Raw genomic sequence first — 13,612 nt, 5'->3', positions numbered from 1 at the left:
CTTTCACTTTAAGGCTTGCACTTCACGGCTGGCTGGCTTGCAATTCAAATGGTCTTGCAGCTGATTGTTGCGCGAACCGGCGCCGATTTCCAGATCGGCGCGCCCGCGTCACTTCAGCCCGAAATAGGCCCGGTGCAGCTCTTCATTGCCGCTCATCTCGGCCACCGTGCCGGAGAAGCGGATCCGCCCGCCTTCCAGCACGAACACGCGGGTGGCGATCTCTAGGAAACCGATATTTTGCTCGGCGATCAAGAGCGCCAGTCCGCGGCCCTGCAGGCTCGACAAGGCGCGAAGCACCTCCTTGACGAACAGCGGCGACAGCCCGGCCGAGGGCTCGTCCATGACCAGCAGTTTCGGCTCGGCCGACAGCGCCTTGGCGATGCCGAGCATCTTGCGCTGGCCGCCGGACAGGCTGGAGGCCGGGTCGCGGCGCTTGTCGCGCAGCACCGGGAACAGGCCGTACAATTCGTCGACCCGCGCGCCCGGATTGGCATGGCCGAGCGCCTGCGCGCCGACGCGGATGTTCTCCTCGATCGACAGATCGGGAAATACCGCAAGCTCCGACATGTAGGTCATGCCGCGCTTCATGCGGTCCGAAGATCGCATTCTGGTGATGTCCTCGCCGCCGAGCCTGATGTGGCCGTTGCGGGCCTCGATCAGGCCGACCAGCGATTTCAGGAACGTGGTCTTGCCCGCGCCATTGGCGCCGAGCAGCAGCACGGTCTCGCCGGGGCGGACGTCGAGATCGACGCCCCACAACACCTGCATGGTGCCGTAGCCGGCATCGACGCCCTTGGCGTCCAGAAGCGACGCTGCATCAGTGGGCATGCTCGCCTCCCAGAAACACCTCGATCACTTGAGGCTCGCGTACCGCGGTCGCGAGAGTACCCTCGAAGATCTCCTTGCCCGCATTGAGCACGATGACGCGGTCGGTGATCTGCTCGATGAAGCCCATCAGATGCTCGACCACGATGATCGCCATGCCGGTCGCGGCCAGCGCCTTGATGCGGCCGGCGATCCAGTCGAGCTCCGCCGGATTGAGGCCGGCCGCGAGCTCGTCGAGCAGCAGCAGCCGCGGACGCGTGGCGAGCGCGCGGGTGAGATCGAGCATCTTCTGCTGCGCGCTGTTGAGATCGGCGGCAGGCCGGTCGGCGACCTCCTTGAGCCGGTATTCCTCAAGCAGCTCGGCGATCGACGGCGGCGTCCCAGTCGCGCCGCCATAGGCCAGCGCCACCTGGATGTTCTCGCGCACCGTGAGCGACAGGAACGGCTTCGGCACCTGGAAGGTGCGGTTGATGCCGCGGTGAACCAGCTTGTGCGAGGCGACGCCACCGGAGGACGCGCCGTCGAACACCACTTCACCGCCATCAGGCGCATAAAGGCCCGAGATCACGTTGATCGCCGTGGTCTTGCCGGAGCCGTTCGGACCGACCAGGCCGAGGATCTCGCCCGGCACGACGTGAAAGCTCAAGCCGTCGAGCGCGTGGAAGCCACCGAAGCGTTTGACCAGCTTCGAGACCTTGAGGATGGAGTTTTGCTCAGGGGACATGCCACCCCCTGCGCGTCGCCAGCGACACCAGCCCTGCGGGCAGGAACAGCACCAGTCCCATGATCAGGAGGCCATAGATCAGCTGGAAATATTGCGGCGTGGTGAAGCCGATCAGATTGTAGATGCCGTAGAGAATGAGCACGCCGACGATCGGTCCGGTGATGGTGGCGACACCGCCGAACAACGCGAACACGATCGCAAAGATCGAGAACTCGCCGGAGAACACGTTGTCCGGATAGAACACCGAGACGTACCAGGCGTAGATGCCGCCGGCGAGACCGGCGACCAGCGCCGACGCAAGCCAGGCGATCACCCGCATCTTGATGATGTTGACCCCGGCCATCGAGGCCGACACCGCATCCTCGCGCACGGCCTGCAGCGCCAGGCCGAACGGCGAGTTCTTGAGATAGATGACCGCGCCGACCGTCAGCGCCATCACGACGACAGCCGCGTAGTACGCGTGGGTCGGGTTGAACGTGCCGGTGAGCGACACGCCGTAGGGCCCCTTGGTGATCCCCTCCAGCGCCGGGTTGGCGACGAAGTGCAGCACCGCGAGCGAGGCCGCGAGATTGGCGATCGCGAAATACGCGCCCGACAGCCGCAGCAACGGCGTCAGCAACAGGCCGAGCGCCACCGCGACGGCACCGCCGACCAGCACCGCGAGCGGCGCCGGCGTCTGCAGATGCATCACCATGATGGCAAAGCCGTAGGCGCCGGCCCCGAAGAAGCCGACATAGCCGAACGGCAGATAACCGGTGAAACCATAGATGATGTTCACGCCCTGCGCGAGGATCAGGAAGATCACGAAGTTGAACAGCAGCAGATGGTTTTGATAGACGCCGGGCAGCAGCGCGAACACCACCACCAGCGGCGCCAGGATGAACAGCAGGTGCTTCGATGCATTATGCAACGCGCACCCGCCTTCCGAGCAGACCGCTCGGGCGCAACAACAGGATCACGATCAACAACACATAGGGCAAGAGGTCGGCCCAGGAACTGAGATAGGTCTGCACCAGCATGTAGCACAGGCCGTAGACGACGCCGCCGAGCGCGGTGCCGAGCGGATTGCCGAGCGAGCCGAGCACCACGATCGCAAACGAGGTCACCGTCGCATCGGCGCCGAAGGCCGGCGTCACCGAGCCGAACATGAAGGGCGCGAACACGCCGGCCACCGCCGCGATGCCGAGCCCGATGCCGAACGCCGCCGCCGAGACGCGATCGACGTCGATGCCGGTCGCCAACGCCTCGTCACGGCGCGACATCACCGCGCGGGTCAGGGTGCCGAGCCGCGTGTGGTAGAGATAGAGATAGACAAACCCAATCGCGATCAGGCTGGTGATCGCCGCGATCACCCAGGGCGCGGGAAAGCCCTGGCCGAAGATCTGGATCGGCCCTGCCCCGCCGGCCTTGCCGCCGAACCACTTGACCTTGATGGTCGTGAACACGGTGCCGAGCAGCCGGCTCTGGATCGACCGCTCGCTGGTGCCGGCGAAGATCGTGGTGACGGCTTCGATCACCTGCGACAGGCCGAAGAACAAGATGATCGACAGCATTTCCGGGTTGGCCGAGCCCTGCAGCCGCGGCACCAGCACCCAGTACAGCAGCACGCCCGCGAGCACGAAGACCATGAAGGCCAGCGGCACCGCGAACAGCGGGTCGATGCCGGCAATGCCGACCACGCCGAGCGCGATGAAGGCGCCCAGCATCAGGATGTCGCCATGCGCAAGGTTGACGATGCGCATGACGCCGAACACGAGATTGAGGCCGATGCCGACCAGGCTGAAATACAGCCCAAACAGCACGCCGGCAACGAGCGCATAGGTCATGCTACCGCTCGCCGCCGAAGGTTGCGCCTGCCACACTCACCTGCATCACGGCGCCGGATAGATCGGCTTGCCGGTGGCGGTCTCGTGCGGATAGATCGAGACGAACTTGATGTGATCATGCTCGTCGACCGTGAGCTGGCCGAGCGGCGTCAATTCGCCGATCTGGCCGCCGGTCTCATCCAGCGCGAAGGTGCCGTCCAGCGTCTTGAGCTGGCCGCTGAGCGAGAACACCGCGCGGCGCAGCTCCATCTGGTCGAGGCTCGTCGCAACCGACAGCGTCTTCTCGATCACCAGCGCAGTGGTGTAGCCGGCCACCGCGTTGAAGCCGAACTCCATCTTGCCGTCGTTGTACTTCTTCAGCCAGGCGGCGCGGAAATCCTTCATGTTCATCCCGAAATTGACGGGATAATCCAGCTCGGACGGCGGCACATAGGTCCAGATGTGTTCCAGGCCCTTGGCGCCGACGTTCTTCTCGAGCAGCTCGGTCTCGAGACCGGCATAGATCGCGAACAGCATCTTGAACTTGGTGCCGACGTCCTGGACGTTACGCAGGAAGGCGATGTCGTTCGGCGCGTAGCCGAAATGGATCACCGCGTCGGGATTGGTGTTGCTGATGTTGTTGATGATGACGTTGTAGTTGGTGGTCTCGGTCGGAACGCCCTGGTCGTAGACGATCTCGATCGGCGCGCCGGACTCCTTGACGAACTTGCGGAACGCGTTGGCCTGGGTGCCGGTGAACTCGTTGGTCGCGTAGAGGATGGCGATCTTCTTGATGCCGAGGCCCGGACCATCATGGCTGATGAAGTCCGCCACCGGCTTCGGCCACACGGTCGACACCGGGTCGGCCATCAGCGCGATGTAGGGATTGTCCTTGGAGAAGAAGCTTGCGCCGGTGCCGGTCTGGTCGAACAGGAACATCTTGTGGTCGCGCGCGATCGCGACCGCGGGCGCCGTGAGCACCGATCCGGAATCAGCGACCAGCAGGTCAACCTTATCCTGGGTGACGAGCTGATTATAAAGCGTCGAGGCGGTCGCCGTGTTGCTCTGGTCGTCATAAGAGACGAGCTTGATCGGGATCTTCTTGTCGAAAGCCTTCACGAACACGCCACCCTCGGCGTTCTTCTGCTCGACCCACAATTTGAGCGAGCTGTAGACCGGCATCGAGATCGAGGCGTAGCGCCCCGAGGACGCGTAGAGCGTCCCGATCTTGATTTCCGACGGTGCGTCGGCGGCCATTGCCTGCGTGGCAAATGCGAGGCTGGCAGCGAGTGCCGCGCCGATGATCCTCAGCATGATGTTATTCCTCCCGGGTGTCTTGGACGTCTCGTGGACCGGTCTTCGACGTATCTTGGACGTATCTTGGACCGCGGCCCTTCTACGCGCCGGACCGGAGCGACACAAGCATCACGGCCTTAGCAATTGTGCGAGGGGCGGAATATGCGGCATGCGCGGGACACAGGCCGCTGCGCGGGGCGTGGATGGACCGTTGACGGCCGTTGGTCCAATGGCGCATCAAGACCGTAACGATTTCGGGAGGAGACATCAGACATGGCCGAGCCCGCGCGCGCGAAACCAAAACCGACACCTGAGACCCAGCATTTCTGGGACGGCACCAAGGCCGGCGAACTACGCCTGCAGCGCTGCGACGCCTGCGCCAATGTCTACTTTCCGCCGCGGCCGTTCTGCCCTTCCTGCGCCTCGCGCAAGGTCTCGATCTTCAAGGCCAGCGGCAAGGGCAAGCTGTACAGCTACGTCATCAATCATCGTCCTGCCGCACCCGGCTTCACGCCGCCTTATGCGATCGCCATCGTCGAGCTCGATGAGGGCCCGCGCATGATGAGCAACATCATCGATTGTCCGCAGACGCCGGAAGCGCTCGAGCTCGACATGCCGCTCGAGGTCGCCTTCGAGGCCCTCGACGACAAGATCACCCTTCCTTTGTTCCGCCCGGCAAAGGGGTAATGTGATGCGCAGGAATCAGGTTGCCGTCGTCGGTGCGGCCGAAACCACCGAACTCGGGGTCATCCCGAACATGTCGCAGATCCAGCTGCACGCGGACGCGGCGCTGAACGTGATTGCGGACGCCGGCCTAAAACTGTCCGACATCGACGGCTTTGCTACCGCGGTCGAGACCCCGCAGCAGATGGCGCACTATCTCGGCATCACGCCGACCTGGGTCGACGGCACCTCGGTCGGCGGCTGCTCTTTCATGCTGCATGTCCGCCACGCGGCTGCGGCGATCGAGGCCGGCCTCTGCAAGACCGTGCTGATCACGCATGCCGAGAGCGGCAAGTCGATGATCGGCAAGCAGCCGCGCTTTACCGCACCCGACAGCCTCAACGGCCAGTTCGAGTCGCCGTTCGGCGTCTACGGGCCGCCGAGCATGTTCCCGATTCCGGTGCTGCGTTTCATGAAGACGCACGGCATCACGCATGAGCAGCTCGCGATGGTTGCCGTCGTGCAGCGCGAATGGGCGGCGAAGAACCCGCGCGCGACTATGAAGGATCCGATTACGGTCGCTGACGTCTTGAACTCGCGGATGATCGCCTATCCGTTCCGGCTCTTGCAATGCTGCCTCGTCACCGACGGCGGCGGCGCGCTGATCCTCACCTCGGCCGACCGCGCCAAGGACTTCCCGCAAAAGCCGGTCTACATCCTCGGCACCGGCGAGAGCGTGGAAACGCCGATGGTCAGCCAGATGAAGACGTTTGACTCGTCGCGTGCCTTCAAGGTGGCAGGCCCGCTCGCATTCAAGGAGGCCGGCATCGCCCACAAGGACGTCGATCATCTGATGATCTACGACGCCTTCGCGCATTTGCCGCTCTACGGCCTCGGCGACCTCGGCTTCATGCCGCATGAGGAAACCGGCAAGTTCATCGCCGACGGCAACACCCGCCCCGGCGGCAAGCTGCCGCTCAACACCAATGGCGGCGGGCTGAGCTACATGCACTCCGGCATGTACGGCATGTACGCGTTGCAGGAGAGCGTGCGGCAGATGCGCGGCATCGCGCCGGCGCAGGTGCCGAATGCGAAGATCTCGGTCTGCCACGGCGTCGGCGGCATGTTCGCCGCGTCAGGCACGATCATCTTTACGAACGAACGATAGCAATGGCCGGCGCGAGCGCAGCGCCCGATCTGTCATTGCCGGGCTTGACCCGGCAATCCATCCCCTTCTGACGAAGGATGGATGCGCGGGTCAAGCCCTCGCATGACGAGTGGGGCTCTGCATCGGCCTGCGGACACACAGCAACAAGGAGAACCCACATGGCAAAATCATTGCAGGATAAGGTCATCATCGTCACCGGCGCCGGCCGCGGCATCGGCCGCGAGATTGCGCTGCTCTGCGCGGCGGAAGGCGCCAAGGTCGTGGTCAACGATCCCGGCGGCGCTGCCGACGGTGGCGGCTCGAGCGCGGCGCCCGCCGAGGAGGTCGTCGAGGAGATCAAGAAGCGCGGCGGCACTGCGGTCGCCAACTTTGAATCGGTGGCGGAAGCGATCCCCGCCAGCAAGATCGTCAAGACCGCGACCGATCATTTCGGCCGGCTCGACGGCGTCGTCAACAATGCCGGCATCCTGCGCGACATGATCTTCCACAAGATGAGCGTGGAAGCCTTCGAGGCCGTTATCAAGGTGCACCTGATGGGCTCGTTCTATGTCAGCCACGCTGCGGCACGCATCTACCGCGAGCAGGAGTCGGGGTCGTTCGTGCACTTCACCTCGACCTCCGGCCTGATCGGCAATTACGGCCAGGCCAACTACGCCGCCGCCAAGCTCGGTATCGTCGGGCTGTCGAAGTCGATCGCGCTCGACATGGGTCGCTTCAACGTGCGCTCGAACTGCGTGTCGCCGTTCGCCTGGACCCGCATGATCGGCACCATTCCGACCGAGACCGATGCCGAGAAGGCGCGCGTCGAGAAGATCAAGCAGATGGGCCCGGAGAAGATCGCGCCGGTCTGCGCCTATCTGCTCTCGGACGCCGCCAAGGACGTCACCGGGCAGATCTTCGGCGTGCGCATGAACGAGATCTTCCTGTTCGGCCAGCATCGCCCGGTGCGCTCGGTTCATCGCGGCGAAGGCTGGACGCCCGAGACCATTGCCGAACACGGCATGCCGGCGCTGAAGGGATCGTTCGCCAAGCTCGACCGCTCGGCTGACGTCTTCACCTGGGATCCGATCTGAACTTGGGATCCGATCTGACAGTTTTATGAAAAGTCGCCTCGGCGAATTCGCCGGGGCGGCACACTCTTTGGTTGTTTCTTCATAGCGTGCCCGCATTGTGCCCGAATTGCGGGCGCATGATCGTCCTCCCGATAAAAAAAAGCCTGGGAGGACTTTCGTGACAAATCCAAACAACACAGAGCAACACGAGAGCGACGGCGCGAAGGCGTTCGACCGTCGAACCATTTTGCGCGGCGCAACCGCGCTTGCTGCAACCGCGATGGCTGCATCCGATGCTGCAGCGCGCGACTTCGGCCGCAATGCGGAGCCGCAGCGTTATCCGGATCCTGACATCGTCGTGATCGACGACAAGCGCTTCAAGGCCAAGGTCGGCAACACCGCGATCAAGCGGCTGTACACCGGCTGCCTCTGGGCGGAAGGCCCGGCCTGGAACGCACAGGGCCAGTATCTGGTGTGGAGCGATATCCCGGCCAACCGGCAGTTGCGCTATCTCGACGATGACGGCCACATCTCCGAGCAGTTCCACAAGCCGTCGAACGAGGCCAACGGCTCGACCTTCGATTTCGAGGGCCGCCAGATCACCGCCGAGCGCACGCGGCTGGTACGCTACGAGCACGACGGAACCGTCACCTCGTTGGCCGAGCAGGCCAATGGCAAGCAGCTCAATGGGCCGAACGACATGGTCGTGCATCCCAACGACAAGTCGATCTGGTTCACCGATCCCGGCTATGGCGCGGTCTCGATCTACGAGGGCCAGCGCGCCAACACCGGCTCGAACCAGCCCTACCAGAAGGAAGCCGTCTACCGCATCGATGCCGTGACCGGACAGATCACCAAGGTTGCCGACGAACCGTTCAAGCCGAACGGCATCGCCTTCAGCCACGACTACAAGAAGGTCTATGTCTGCGACACCGGCATCACGCACTATCCGAACGCCAAGAACATCGTCTGGCAGTACGACCTCAACGGCGACAAGCTCTCGAACCCGCGCACGCTGATCGACATGACGCTGGACGGCAAGTCAGGCTTCCCTGACGGCATGCGTGTCGACATCGACGGCAACATCTGGGTCGGCGCCGGCTGGGTCGGCCCGGGCTATGACGGCGTGCAGGTGTTCGCGCCCGACGGCCAGCGCATCGGCCAGATCCTGCTGCCGGAGACCTGCGCCAACCTCACCTTCGGCGGCAAGAAGCGCAACCGCCTGTTCATGACCGCGAGCCAGTCATTGTATGCGGTGTATGTGGAGACAAGAGGCGCGCACAACTGTTGATATCAAGACGCTGTCGTCCCTGCGAAAGCAGGGACCCATAACCACCAGTGTCGATTGTTCAAAAAGCTGGGGCTCCAGCTTCTCGCAACAACACCGGTCGTGGTTATGGGTCCCGGCCTTCGCCGGGACGACGCTGTGACTAGCCGCTGTTCCGCAAGCCAGCCGAGATCCCATTGATCGTGATCTGAATCCCGCGCAGCACCTGCTCGTCCGGGTTCTGCGCGCGGTGCACCTTCAGCAGTTCGACCTGCACGTGATTGAGCGGGTCGAGATAGGGAAAGCGGTTGCGGATGCCGCGCTCCAGCAGCGGGTTGCCCTGCAGCAGCCGGTCGTGGCCCATGATGTCGAGCAGCGTCTCGATCGAAAGATGCCACTCGCGGCGGATCTGGCCGAAGATATTCTCGCGCAGTGCGACGTCGGGCACCAGCTCGGCATAGCGCGAGGCGATGGCGATCGAGCTCTTCGCCAGCACCATGTCCATGTTGGAGAGCAGTGTGCGGAAGAACGGCCATTCTCTGTAGAGCTCCTGTAGGAACGGCATGCCCTGCTCCGGGTGCCCGGCAATCCAGGTCTCGACCGCGCTGCCGAAGCCATACCAACCCGGCAGCATCAGCCGGCATTGCGCCCAGGAGAACACCCAGGGAATGGCGCGCAGGTCCTCGATCTCGCGGGTCTTCTTGCGCGAGGCCGGACGGCTGCCGATGTTCAAGGTCGCGATCTCGTTGATGACCGTCGAACCCCAGAAATAGTCGGCGAAGCCTTCGGTCTCATAGACGAGGCCCCGATAGGCCTTGAAGGCGAGCGCGGAAATCTCTTCCATCGCCTTGAGATATTCGGGGCGCGGCGCGCTCTGCCGCGGCTGCAGCAGGCTGGTTTCCAGCGTAGCCGCGGCCAGGATCTCCAGATTGCTGCGGCCGACCTCGGCATTGGAATATTTCGAGGAAATGATCTCGCCCTGCTCGGTGATGCGGATCTGGCCGTTCACCGCGCCGCCGGGCTGCGCGATGATCGCATCATAGCTCGGGCCGCCGCCGCGGCCGACCGAGCCGCCGCGGCCATGGAACAGGCGCAGCCGCACGCCGTGACGCTCGAACACCTCGACGAGGCCGATCTCGGCCTTGTAGAGTTCCCAGCCCGAGGTGACGAAGCCGCCGTCCTTGTTGCTGTCGGAATAACCGAGCATCACCTCCTGCACGCTGCCGAGACTGTCGACCAGCTTGCGATAGTCGTGCAACACCAGCATGCGGTCCATGATGCCGCTCGAGGCCTGCAGATCCTCGATGGTCTCGAACAGCGGCACGATGTTGATGGCGCTGCGGCCGGACGGGTTGACTAGCCCGACCTCCTTCAGGAGCACCGCGACCTCGAGCATGTCGGACATGCCCTTGCACATCGAGATGATGCACTGGGAGATCACCTCCGGACCGAACCTGGCGTGGGCTTCAGCCGCGGCCCGGAAGACGGCGAGCTCGCTTTGGGTCTCCTCGGAATATTTGACGAAGGGCGAGGCCAACGGCCGCGCATTGCGCAATTCGCCGAGCAGCAGGCTGACGCGCGCATCCTCGCCGAGCGCCAGATAGGACATGCCGGGATTTGCGGTGTCGAGCAGCTCGGCGACGGTGCGCTCATGCACCGCCGAGTTCTGGCGGATGTCGAGCCGCGCCAGATGGAAGCCGAAGCAATCCACCGCGCGCCGCAACTGCCGCAGCCGGCCGCGCGCGATCACGCCGGAATTGTTCGCGATCAGTGAGCGGTTGAGCACGTCGAGATCGGCCTGGAATTCATTCACGCTGGCATAAGGCTCGGCCTTGCCGACCGGCGGCCGCGTGGTCTCGACCTCAAGCCGCATCGCGGTGGCCGCGAGCCGCGCATAGATGCCCGATACCGCCAGACGATAGGGCTCGCCGCTCCGATGCGGCGAGGTGTCCGGCGAACGCTCAGCAAGAATCCTCAGTTCGTCCGAGACATCGGCGAGGTGTGCTGCCAGCGACAGTTCGGCGCCAAGCGCGTGCAGCTCCTCGAGATAGAAGCTGAGCACCCGGCTCGACTGCAGCCGCAGCGTGCCGCGCATCACCTCCGCCGTGACGAACGGATTGCCGTCGCGGTCACCGCCGATCCAGCTTCCCATCCGGAGGAACGAGGCGAGTTCGCCCGCCTCGCCGCCCTCCTTGTTCAGGCGGTCCTCCAGCGCGCAGTGCACGCGCGGGACTTCCTGCAGGAAAGTGTAATCGTAGAACGACAGGCCGTTGGCCACCTCGTCGAGCACGGTGAGCTTGGTCCGGCGCAGCAGGTTGGTCTGCCACAGCGTCACAACCGCGCGGCGGAGCTGCTCGTCGCTGGCTTCGCTCTCCTCCGGCGTCATCTCTAGCCGCTCGCGGCGGTCGAGCAGATGCGCGATCTCCATCTCGCGGTCCATCGTGCTCTTGCGGCGGACCTCGGTCGGATGCGCCGTCAAGACCGGGCTGACCAGCGCACTTTTGAAAAAGCTGCGCAGGTCGGCCGGGCTGATGCCGGCCTGGCGGGCATGGATCAGCGTCTGCTCCAGCGTGCTCGGCCGCGGCGCCCCGCTGGGGCCGCTGCTGCGCATCTGGCGGATGTTGTTCTGGTCCTCGGCGATATTGGCGAGGTGGGAGAAATAGCTGAAGGCGCGGACGATCTGCAGCGTCTCGGCGATCGACATGCCGTCGAGGATGCCTTCCAGCTCCCGCCGCGCCAGCTTGTCCTCGTCGCGATGGAACCGGACCGAAGTCTGGCGGATGCGTTCGACCAGGTCGAACACATCGGCCCCTTCCTGGTCGCGCACGGTGTCGCCCAGCACGCGCCCGAGGAGCCGGATGTCGTTCCGGAGCCGTGCATCCTCCTCTTGTGCCGCCTTTTCCGCGGCACTCCTGGCACCGAGATCGGTCTCGGAAGGCATGGTCTGGGGTGACATGGCGGGCTACTCCAGAGGCTGCCGGGTTCCTCCGGAGTGTGCGCTTTTTTTGCCGCAGCGCAAGATGAACTTGGAAGCGGTGCACACTCGCCCGTCGTCCCTGCGAAAGCAGGGACCCATAACCACCGGCGGCTGTGGTTAAATCAGGCTGGGGCCACAGCTGCGCGCAACCCATGGATTTGTGGTTATGGATCCCGGGTCGCGCTTCGCTTGCCCGGGACGACAGCGAGTTTGCTGCCCCTAGATCCTCCGCCCCGCCCGCTCCCAATACGGGTCACGCAGCCGGCGCTTGAAGATCTTTCCGGAATCCTCCCGCGGCAGGTTGGACTGGATCTCGATGTGCTTGGGCACCTTGTAGTCGGCGAGCGCGGTCTTGAGCTGGGCGCGGACCGAGGCGATGTCGAGCGTCACGCCGGGCTGCGGCTCGACCACCGCCATCAGCGCCTCGCCGAACTCGGCGTCGGGAATGCCGAACACCGCGCAATCATGCACGCCGGGCACCGCATGCAGCACGGCCTCGATCTCGGCCGGATAGATGTTGACGCCGCCCGAGATCACCATGTCGCGCTTGCGGTCGCAGATGAAGACGTAGCCGTCCGCGTCGATATAGCCGACGTCGCCCGAAGTGATGAATCCCTGCCGATCGATCTCGGCGCGCTTCTCGGACTTGTTGTGATAGGTAAAGTCGGGATTGCCCGCGATCCGCGAGTAGATCTCGCCGATCTGCCCCTGTGGCACCTCCTTGCCGTCGTCGCCGATGAAGCGAAGCTCGGCGCCGGGCGAGATCTTTCCGACCGTGCCGGGCTTCTTCAGCGCGTCCTCGGAATTGGCGAACGTCACCGCACCTGACTCGGTCGATCCGTAGAATTCGTAGATCACCGGCCCCCACCATTCGATCATGGCGCGCTTGACGTCGGGCGGACAGGGCGCGGCGGCATGGATGATGTGGCGCAGCGACGACATGTCGTACTTCCGGCGCGCCTCCTCCGGCAGCTTCATCAGGCGGATGAACATGGTCGGCACCATGAAGATGGTGTCGATCTTCTCGCGCTCGATCAGCTGCAGAAATTCCTCCGCGTCGAAGCGCGGCATCAGCACCAGCGCGCCGCCGAGCTTGCCGGAACGCAGTCCGAAGGAATTCGGCGCCGAATGATAGAGCGGTCCGGGCAGGATCGCGCGCGCCCCGGGCTTCAGGCCGTAGATCATCCCGCGCATCGCTTCCGCATTGGCGGTCTGCTCCGGCGTCGGCGCGAAGCGGCGCACGCCCTTCGGATGGCCCGTCGTGCCCGAAGTGTAGATCATGTTCTGCGGCTGCGGCACCACAGGGCCGTCATAGCGCGGGAATTGGGCGAGCCAGGATTCGAAGTCGATCGCGAAGTCGGGTGTCGCGAGATGATCGGGGTTGATCTTGTAGTTGGCGAGGATTTCCGGCGGCGTCGGCACGCTGAGTACGGTGACATCGGGCGGGATCGCGCCGCGCAGCGGATGCAGCATGTCGGCATGGCCGACCAGGACCCGCGTGCCGGAATCCGTCAGGACGTAGTTGATCTCCTCCGGCTTGAAGTGCCAGTTGATCGGCACGCCGTAGGCGCCGAGCCGCATCGCCGCGTAGGCAGCCTCGATGAACGCAATGTCGTTGCGCATCAGCATGCAGACGCTGTCACCCGGCTTGACGCCGAGCTTGTTCAGGCCGCTGGCAATGCGGTCGGTGCGCTCGGCGACCGCCGCGTGATCGCGCCGGCGACCGCCGCTGACGATACCGAGAAAGGGTTGGGACGTTTCCATTTGTCGCTGTCCGATCTGTCGTCGGGTTAAGTCGTCATTCCGGGGCAATGCGCAGCATCGAACCCGGAATC

The 13,612-nt window shown here is 64.3% G+C and carries 11 protein-coding genes; 4 read left to right on the top strand and 7 right to left on the bottom strand.

Annotation, left to right across the window (positions count from 1 at the left end):
* Nucleotides 1-108: 108 nt before the first annotated feature.
* Genes Q0030_RS18495 through Q0030_RS18475 form a run of 5 tightly spaced genes read right to left on the bottom strand, consistent with a single transcriptional unit; the run spans nt 109 to nt 4,668 of the window.
* Nucleotides 109-828 (bottom strand): ABC transporter ATP-binding protein, encoded by a 720-nt coding sequence (locus Q0030_RS18495; protein ID WP_223970967.1) that lies wholly within the window; start codon nt 826-828, stop codon nt 109-111.
* Nucleotides 818-1,549, bottom strand: coding sequence for an ABC transporter ATP-binding protein (locus Q0030_RS18490; protein WP_050406749.1), 732 nt, complete (start codon nt 1,547-1,549; stop codon nt 818-820). Before Q0030_RS18490 ends, Q0030_RS18495 begins: the two co-directional genes overlap by 11 nt.
* A complete protein-coding gene (locus tag Q0030_RS18485; protein ID WP_298369898.1) occupies nt 1,539-2,459 on the bottom strand; it encodes a branched-chain amino acid ABC transporter permease in 921 nt (306 codons plus the stop codon). Before Q0030_RS18485 ends, Q0030_RS18490 begins: the two co-directional genes overlap by 11 nt.
* On the bottom strand, nt 2,452-3,375 hold the full coding sequence (locus Q0030_RS18480) for a branched-chain amino acid ABC transporter permease (RefSeq protein WP_223970969.1): 924 nt from the start codon (nt 3,373-3,375) through the stop codon (nt 2,452-2,454). Before Q0030_RS18480 ends, Q0030_RS18485 begins: the two co-directional genes overlap by 8 nt.
* A 45-nt stretch (nt 3,376-3,420) precedes the next feature.
* On the bottom strand, nt 3,421-4,668 hold the full coding sequence (locus Q0030_RS18475) for an amino acid ABC transporter substrate-binding protein (protein ID WP_298369892.1): 1,248 nt from the start codon (nt 4,666-4,668) through the stop codon (nt 3,421-3,423).
* 255 nt (nt 4,669-4,923) lie between these two features.
* Between Q0030_RS18475 and Q0030_RS18470 the strand changes: the two genes are divergently transcribed.
* From Q0030_RS18470 to Q0030_RS18455, 4 genes are all read left to right on the top strand, one after another.
* Nucleotides 4,924-5,337: a Zn-ribbon domain-containing OB-fold protein gene (locus tag Q0030_RS18470; RefSeq protein ID WP_298369889.1), complete on the top strand. Its 414-nt coding sequence runs from the start codon at nt 4,924-4,926 to the stop codon at nt 5,335-5,337.
* A gap of 4 nt (nt 5,338-5,341) precedes the next feature.
* Nucleotides 5,342-6,481 (top strand): thiolase, encoded by a 1,140-nt coding sequence (locus tag Q0030_RS18465; RefSeq protein WP_298369887.1) that lies wholly within the window; start codon nt 5,342-5,344, stop codon nt 6,479-6,481.
* Nucleotides 6,482-6,639: 158 nt separating this feature from the next.
* Complete coding sequence (locus Q0030_RS18460; RefSeq protein ID WP_028338734.1) at nt 6,640-7,554, top strand: SDR family oxidoreductase; 915 nt, start codon at nt 6,640-6,642, stop codon at nt 7,552-7,554.
* A gap of 157 nt (nt 7,555-7,711) precedes the next feature.
* Nucleotides 7,712-8,824: an SMP-30/gluconolactonase/LRE family protein gene (locus tag Q0030_RS18455; RefSeq protein WP_298369884.1), complete on the top strand. Its 1,113-nt coding sequence runs from the start codon at nt 7,712-7,714 to the stop codon at nt 8,822-8,824.
* Nucleotides 8,825-8,963: 139 nt separating this feature from the next.
* Here Q0030_RS18455 and ppc read toward each other — a convergent pair whose 3' ends face one another.
* Both ppc and Q0030_RS18445 read right to left on the bottom strand, forming a co-directional pair.
* A complete protein-coding gene (gene ppc / locus Q0030_RS18450; protein WP_298369882.1) occupies nt 8,964-11,756 on the bottom strand; it encodes a phosphoenolpyruvate carboxylase in 2,793 nt (930 codons plus the stop codon).
* 240 nt (nt 11,757-11,996) lie between these two features.
* Nucleotides 11,997-13,541, bottom strand: coding sequence for an acyl-CoA synthetase (locus Q0030_RS18445; protein WP_298369880.1), 1,545 nt, complete (start codon nt 13,539-13,541; stop codon nt 11,997-11,999).
* Nucleotides 13,542-13,612: the final 71 nt, after the last annotated feature.

Source organism: uncultured Bradyrhizobium sp. (genome assembly GCF_947648125.1).
In the GTDB taxonomy this organism is placed as follows: domain Bacteria; phylum Pseudomonadota; class Alphaproteobacteria; order Rhizobiales; family Xanthobacteraceae; genus Bradyrhizobium.
The sequence above is the reverse complement of the archived record's forward strand: the minus strand, read 5'-3'. Positions and strand labels throughout refer to the sequence as shown.

What these genes read in the sequence shown, in the direction of transcription:
- Q0030_RS18490 (WP_050406749.1), bottom strand. Translation starts at nt 1,549, where the DNA reads ATGTCCCCTGAGCAAAACTCCATCCTCAAGGTCTCGAAGCTGGTCAAA.
- Q0030_RS18445 (WP_298369880.1), bottom strand. Translation starts at nt 13,541, where the DNA reads ATGGAAACGTCCCAACCCTTTCTCGGTATCGTCAGCGGCGGTCGCCGG.
- ppc (WP_298369882.1), bottom strand. Translation starts at nt 11,756, where the DNA reads ATGTCACCCCAGACCATGCCTTCCGAGACCGATCTCGGTGCCAGGAGT.
- Q0030_RS18480 (WP_223970969.1), bottom strand. Translation starts at nt 3,375, where the DNA reads ATGACCTATGCGCTCGTTGCCGGCGTGCTGTTTGGGCTGTATTTCAGC.
- Q0030_RS18460 (WP_028338734.1), top strand. Translation starts at nt 6,640, where the DNA reads ATGGCAAAATCATTGCAGGATAAGGTCATCATCGTCACCGGCGCCGGC.
- Q0030_RS18475 (WP_298369892.1), bottom strand. Translation starts at nt 4,668, where the DNA reads ATGCTGAGGATCATCGGCGCGGCACTCGCTGCCAGCCTCGCATTTGCC.
- Q0030_RS18465 (WP_298369887.1), top strand. Translation starts at nt 5,342, where the DNA reads ATGCGCAGGAATCAGGTTGCCGTCGTCGGTGCGGCCGAAACCACCGAA.
- Q0030_RS18495 (WP_223970967.1), bottom strand. Translation starts at nt 828, where the DNA reads ATGCCCACTGATGCAGCGTCGCTTCTGGACGCCAAGGGCGTCGATGCC.
- Q0030_RS18470 (WP_298369889.1), top strand. Translation starts at nt 4,924, where the DNA reads ATGGCCGAGCCCGCGCGCGCGAAACCAAAACCGACACCTGAGACCCAG.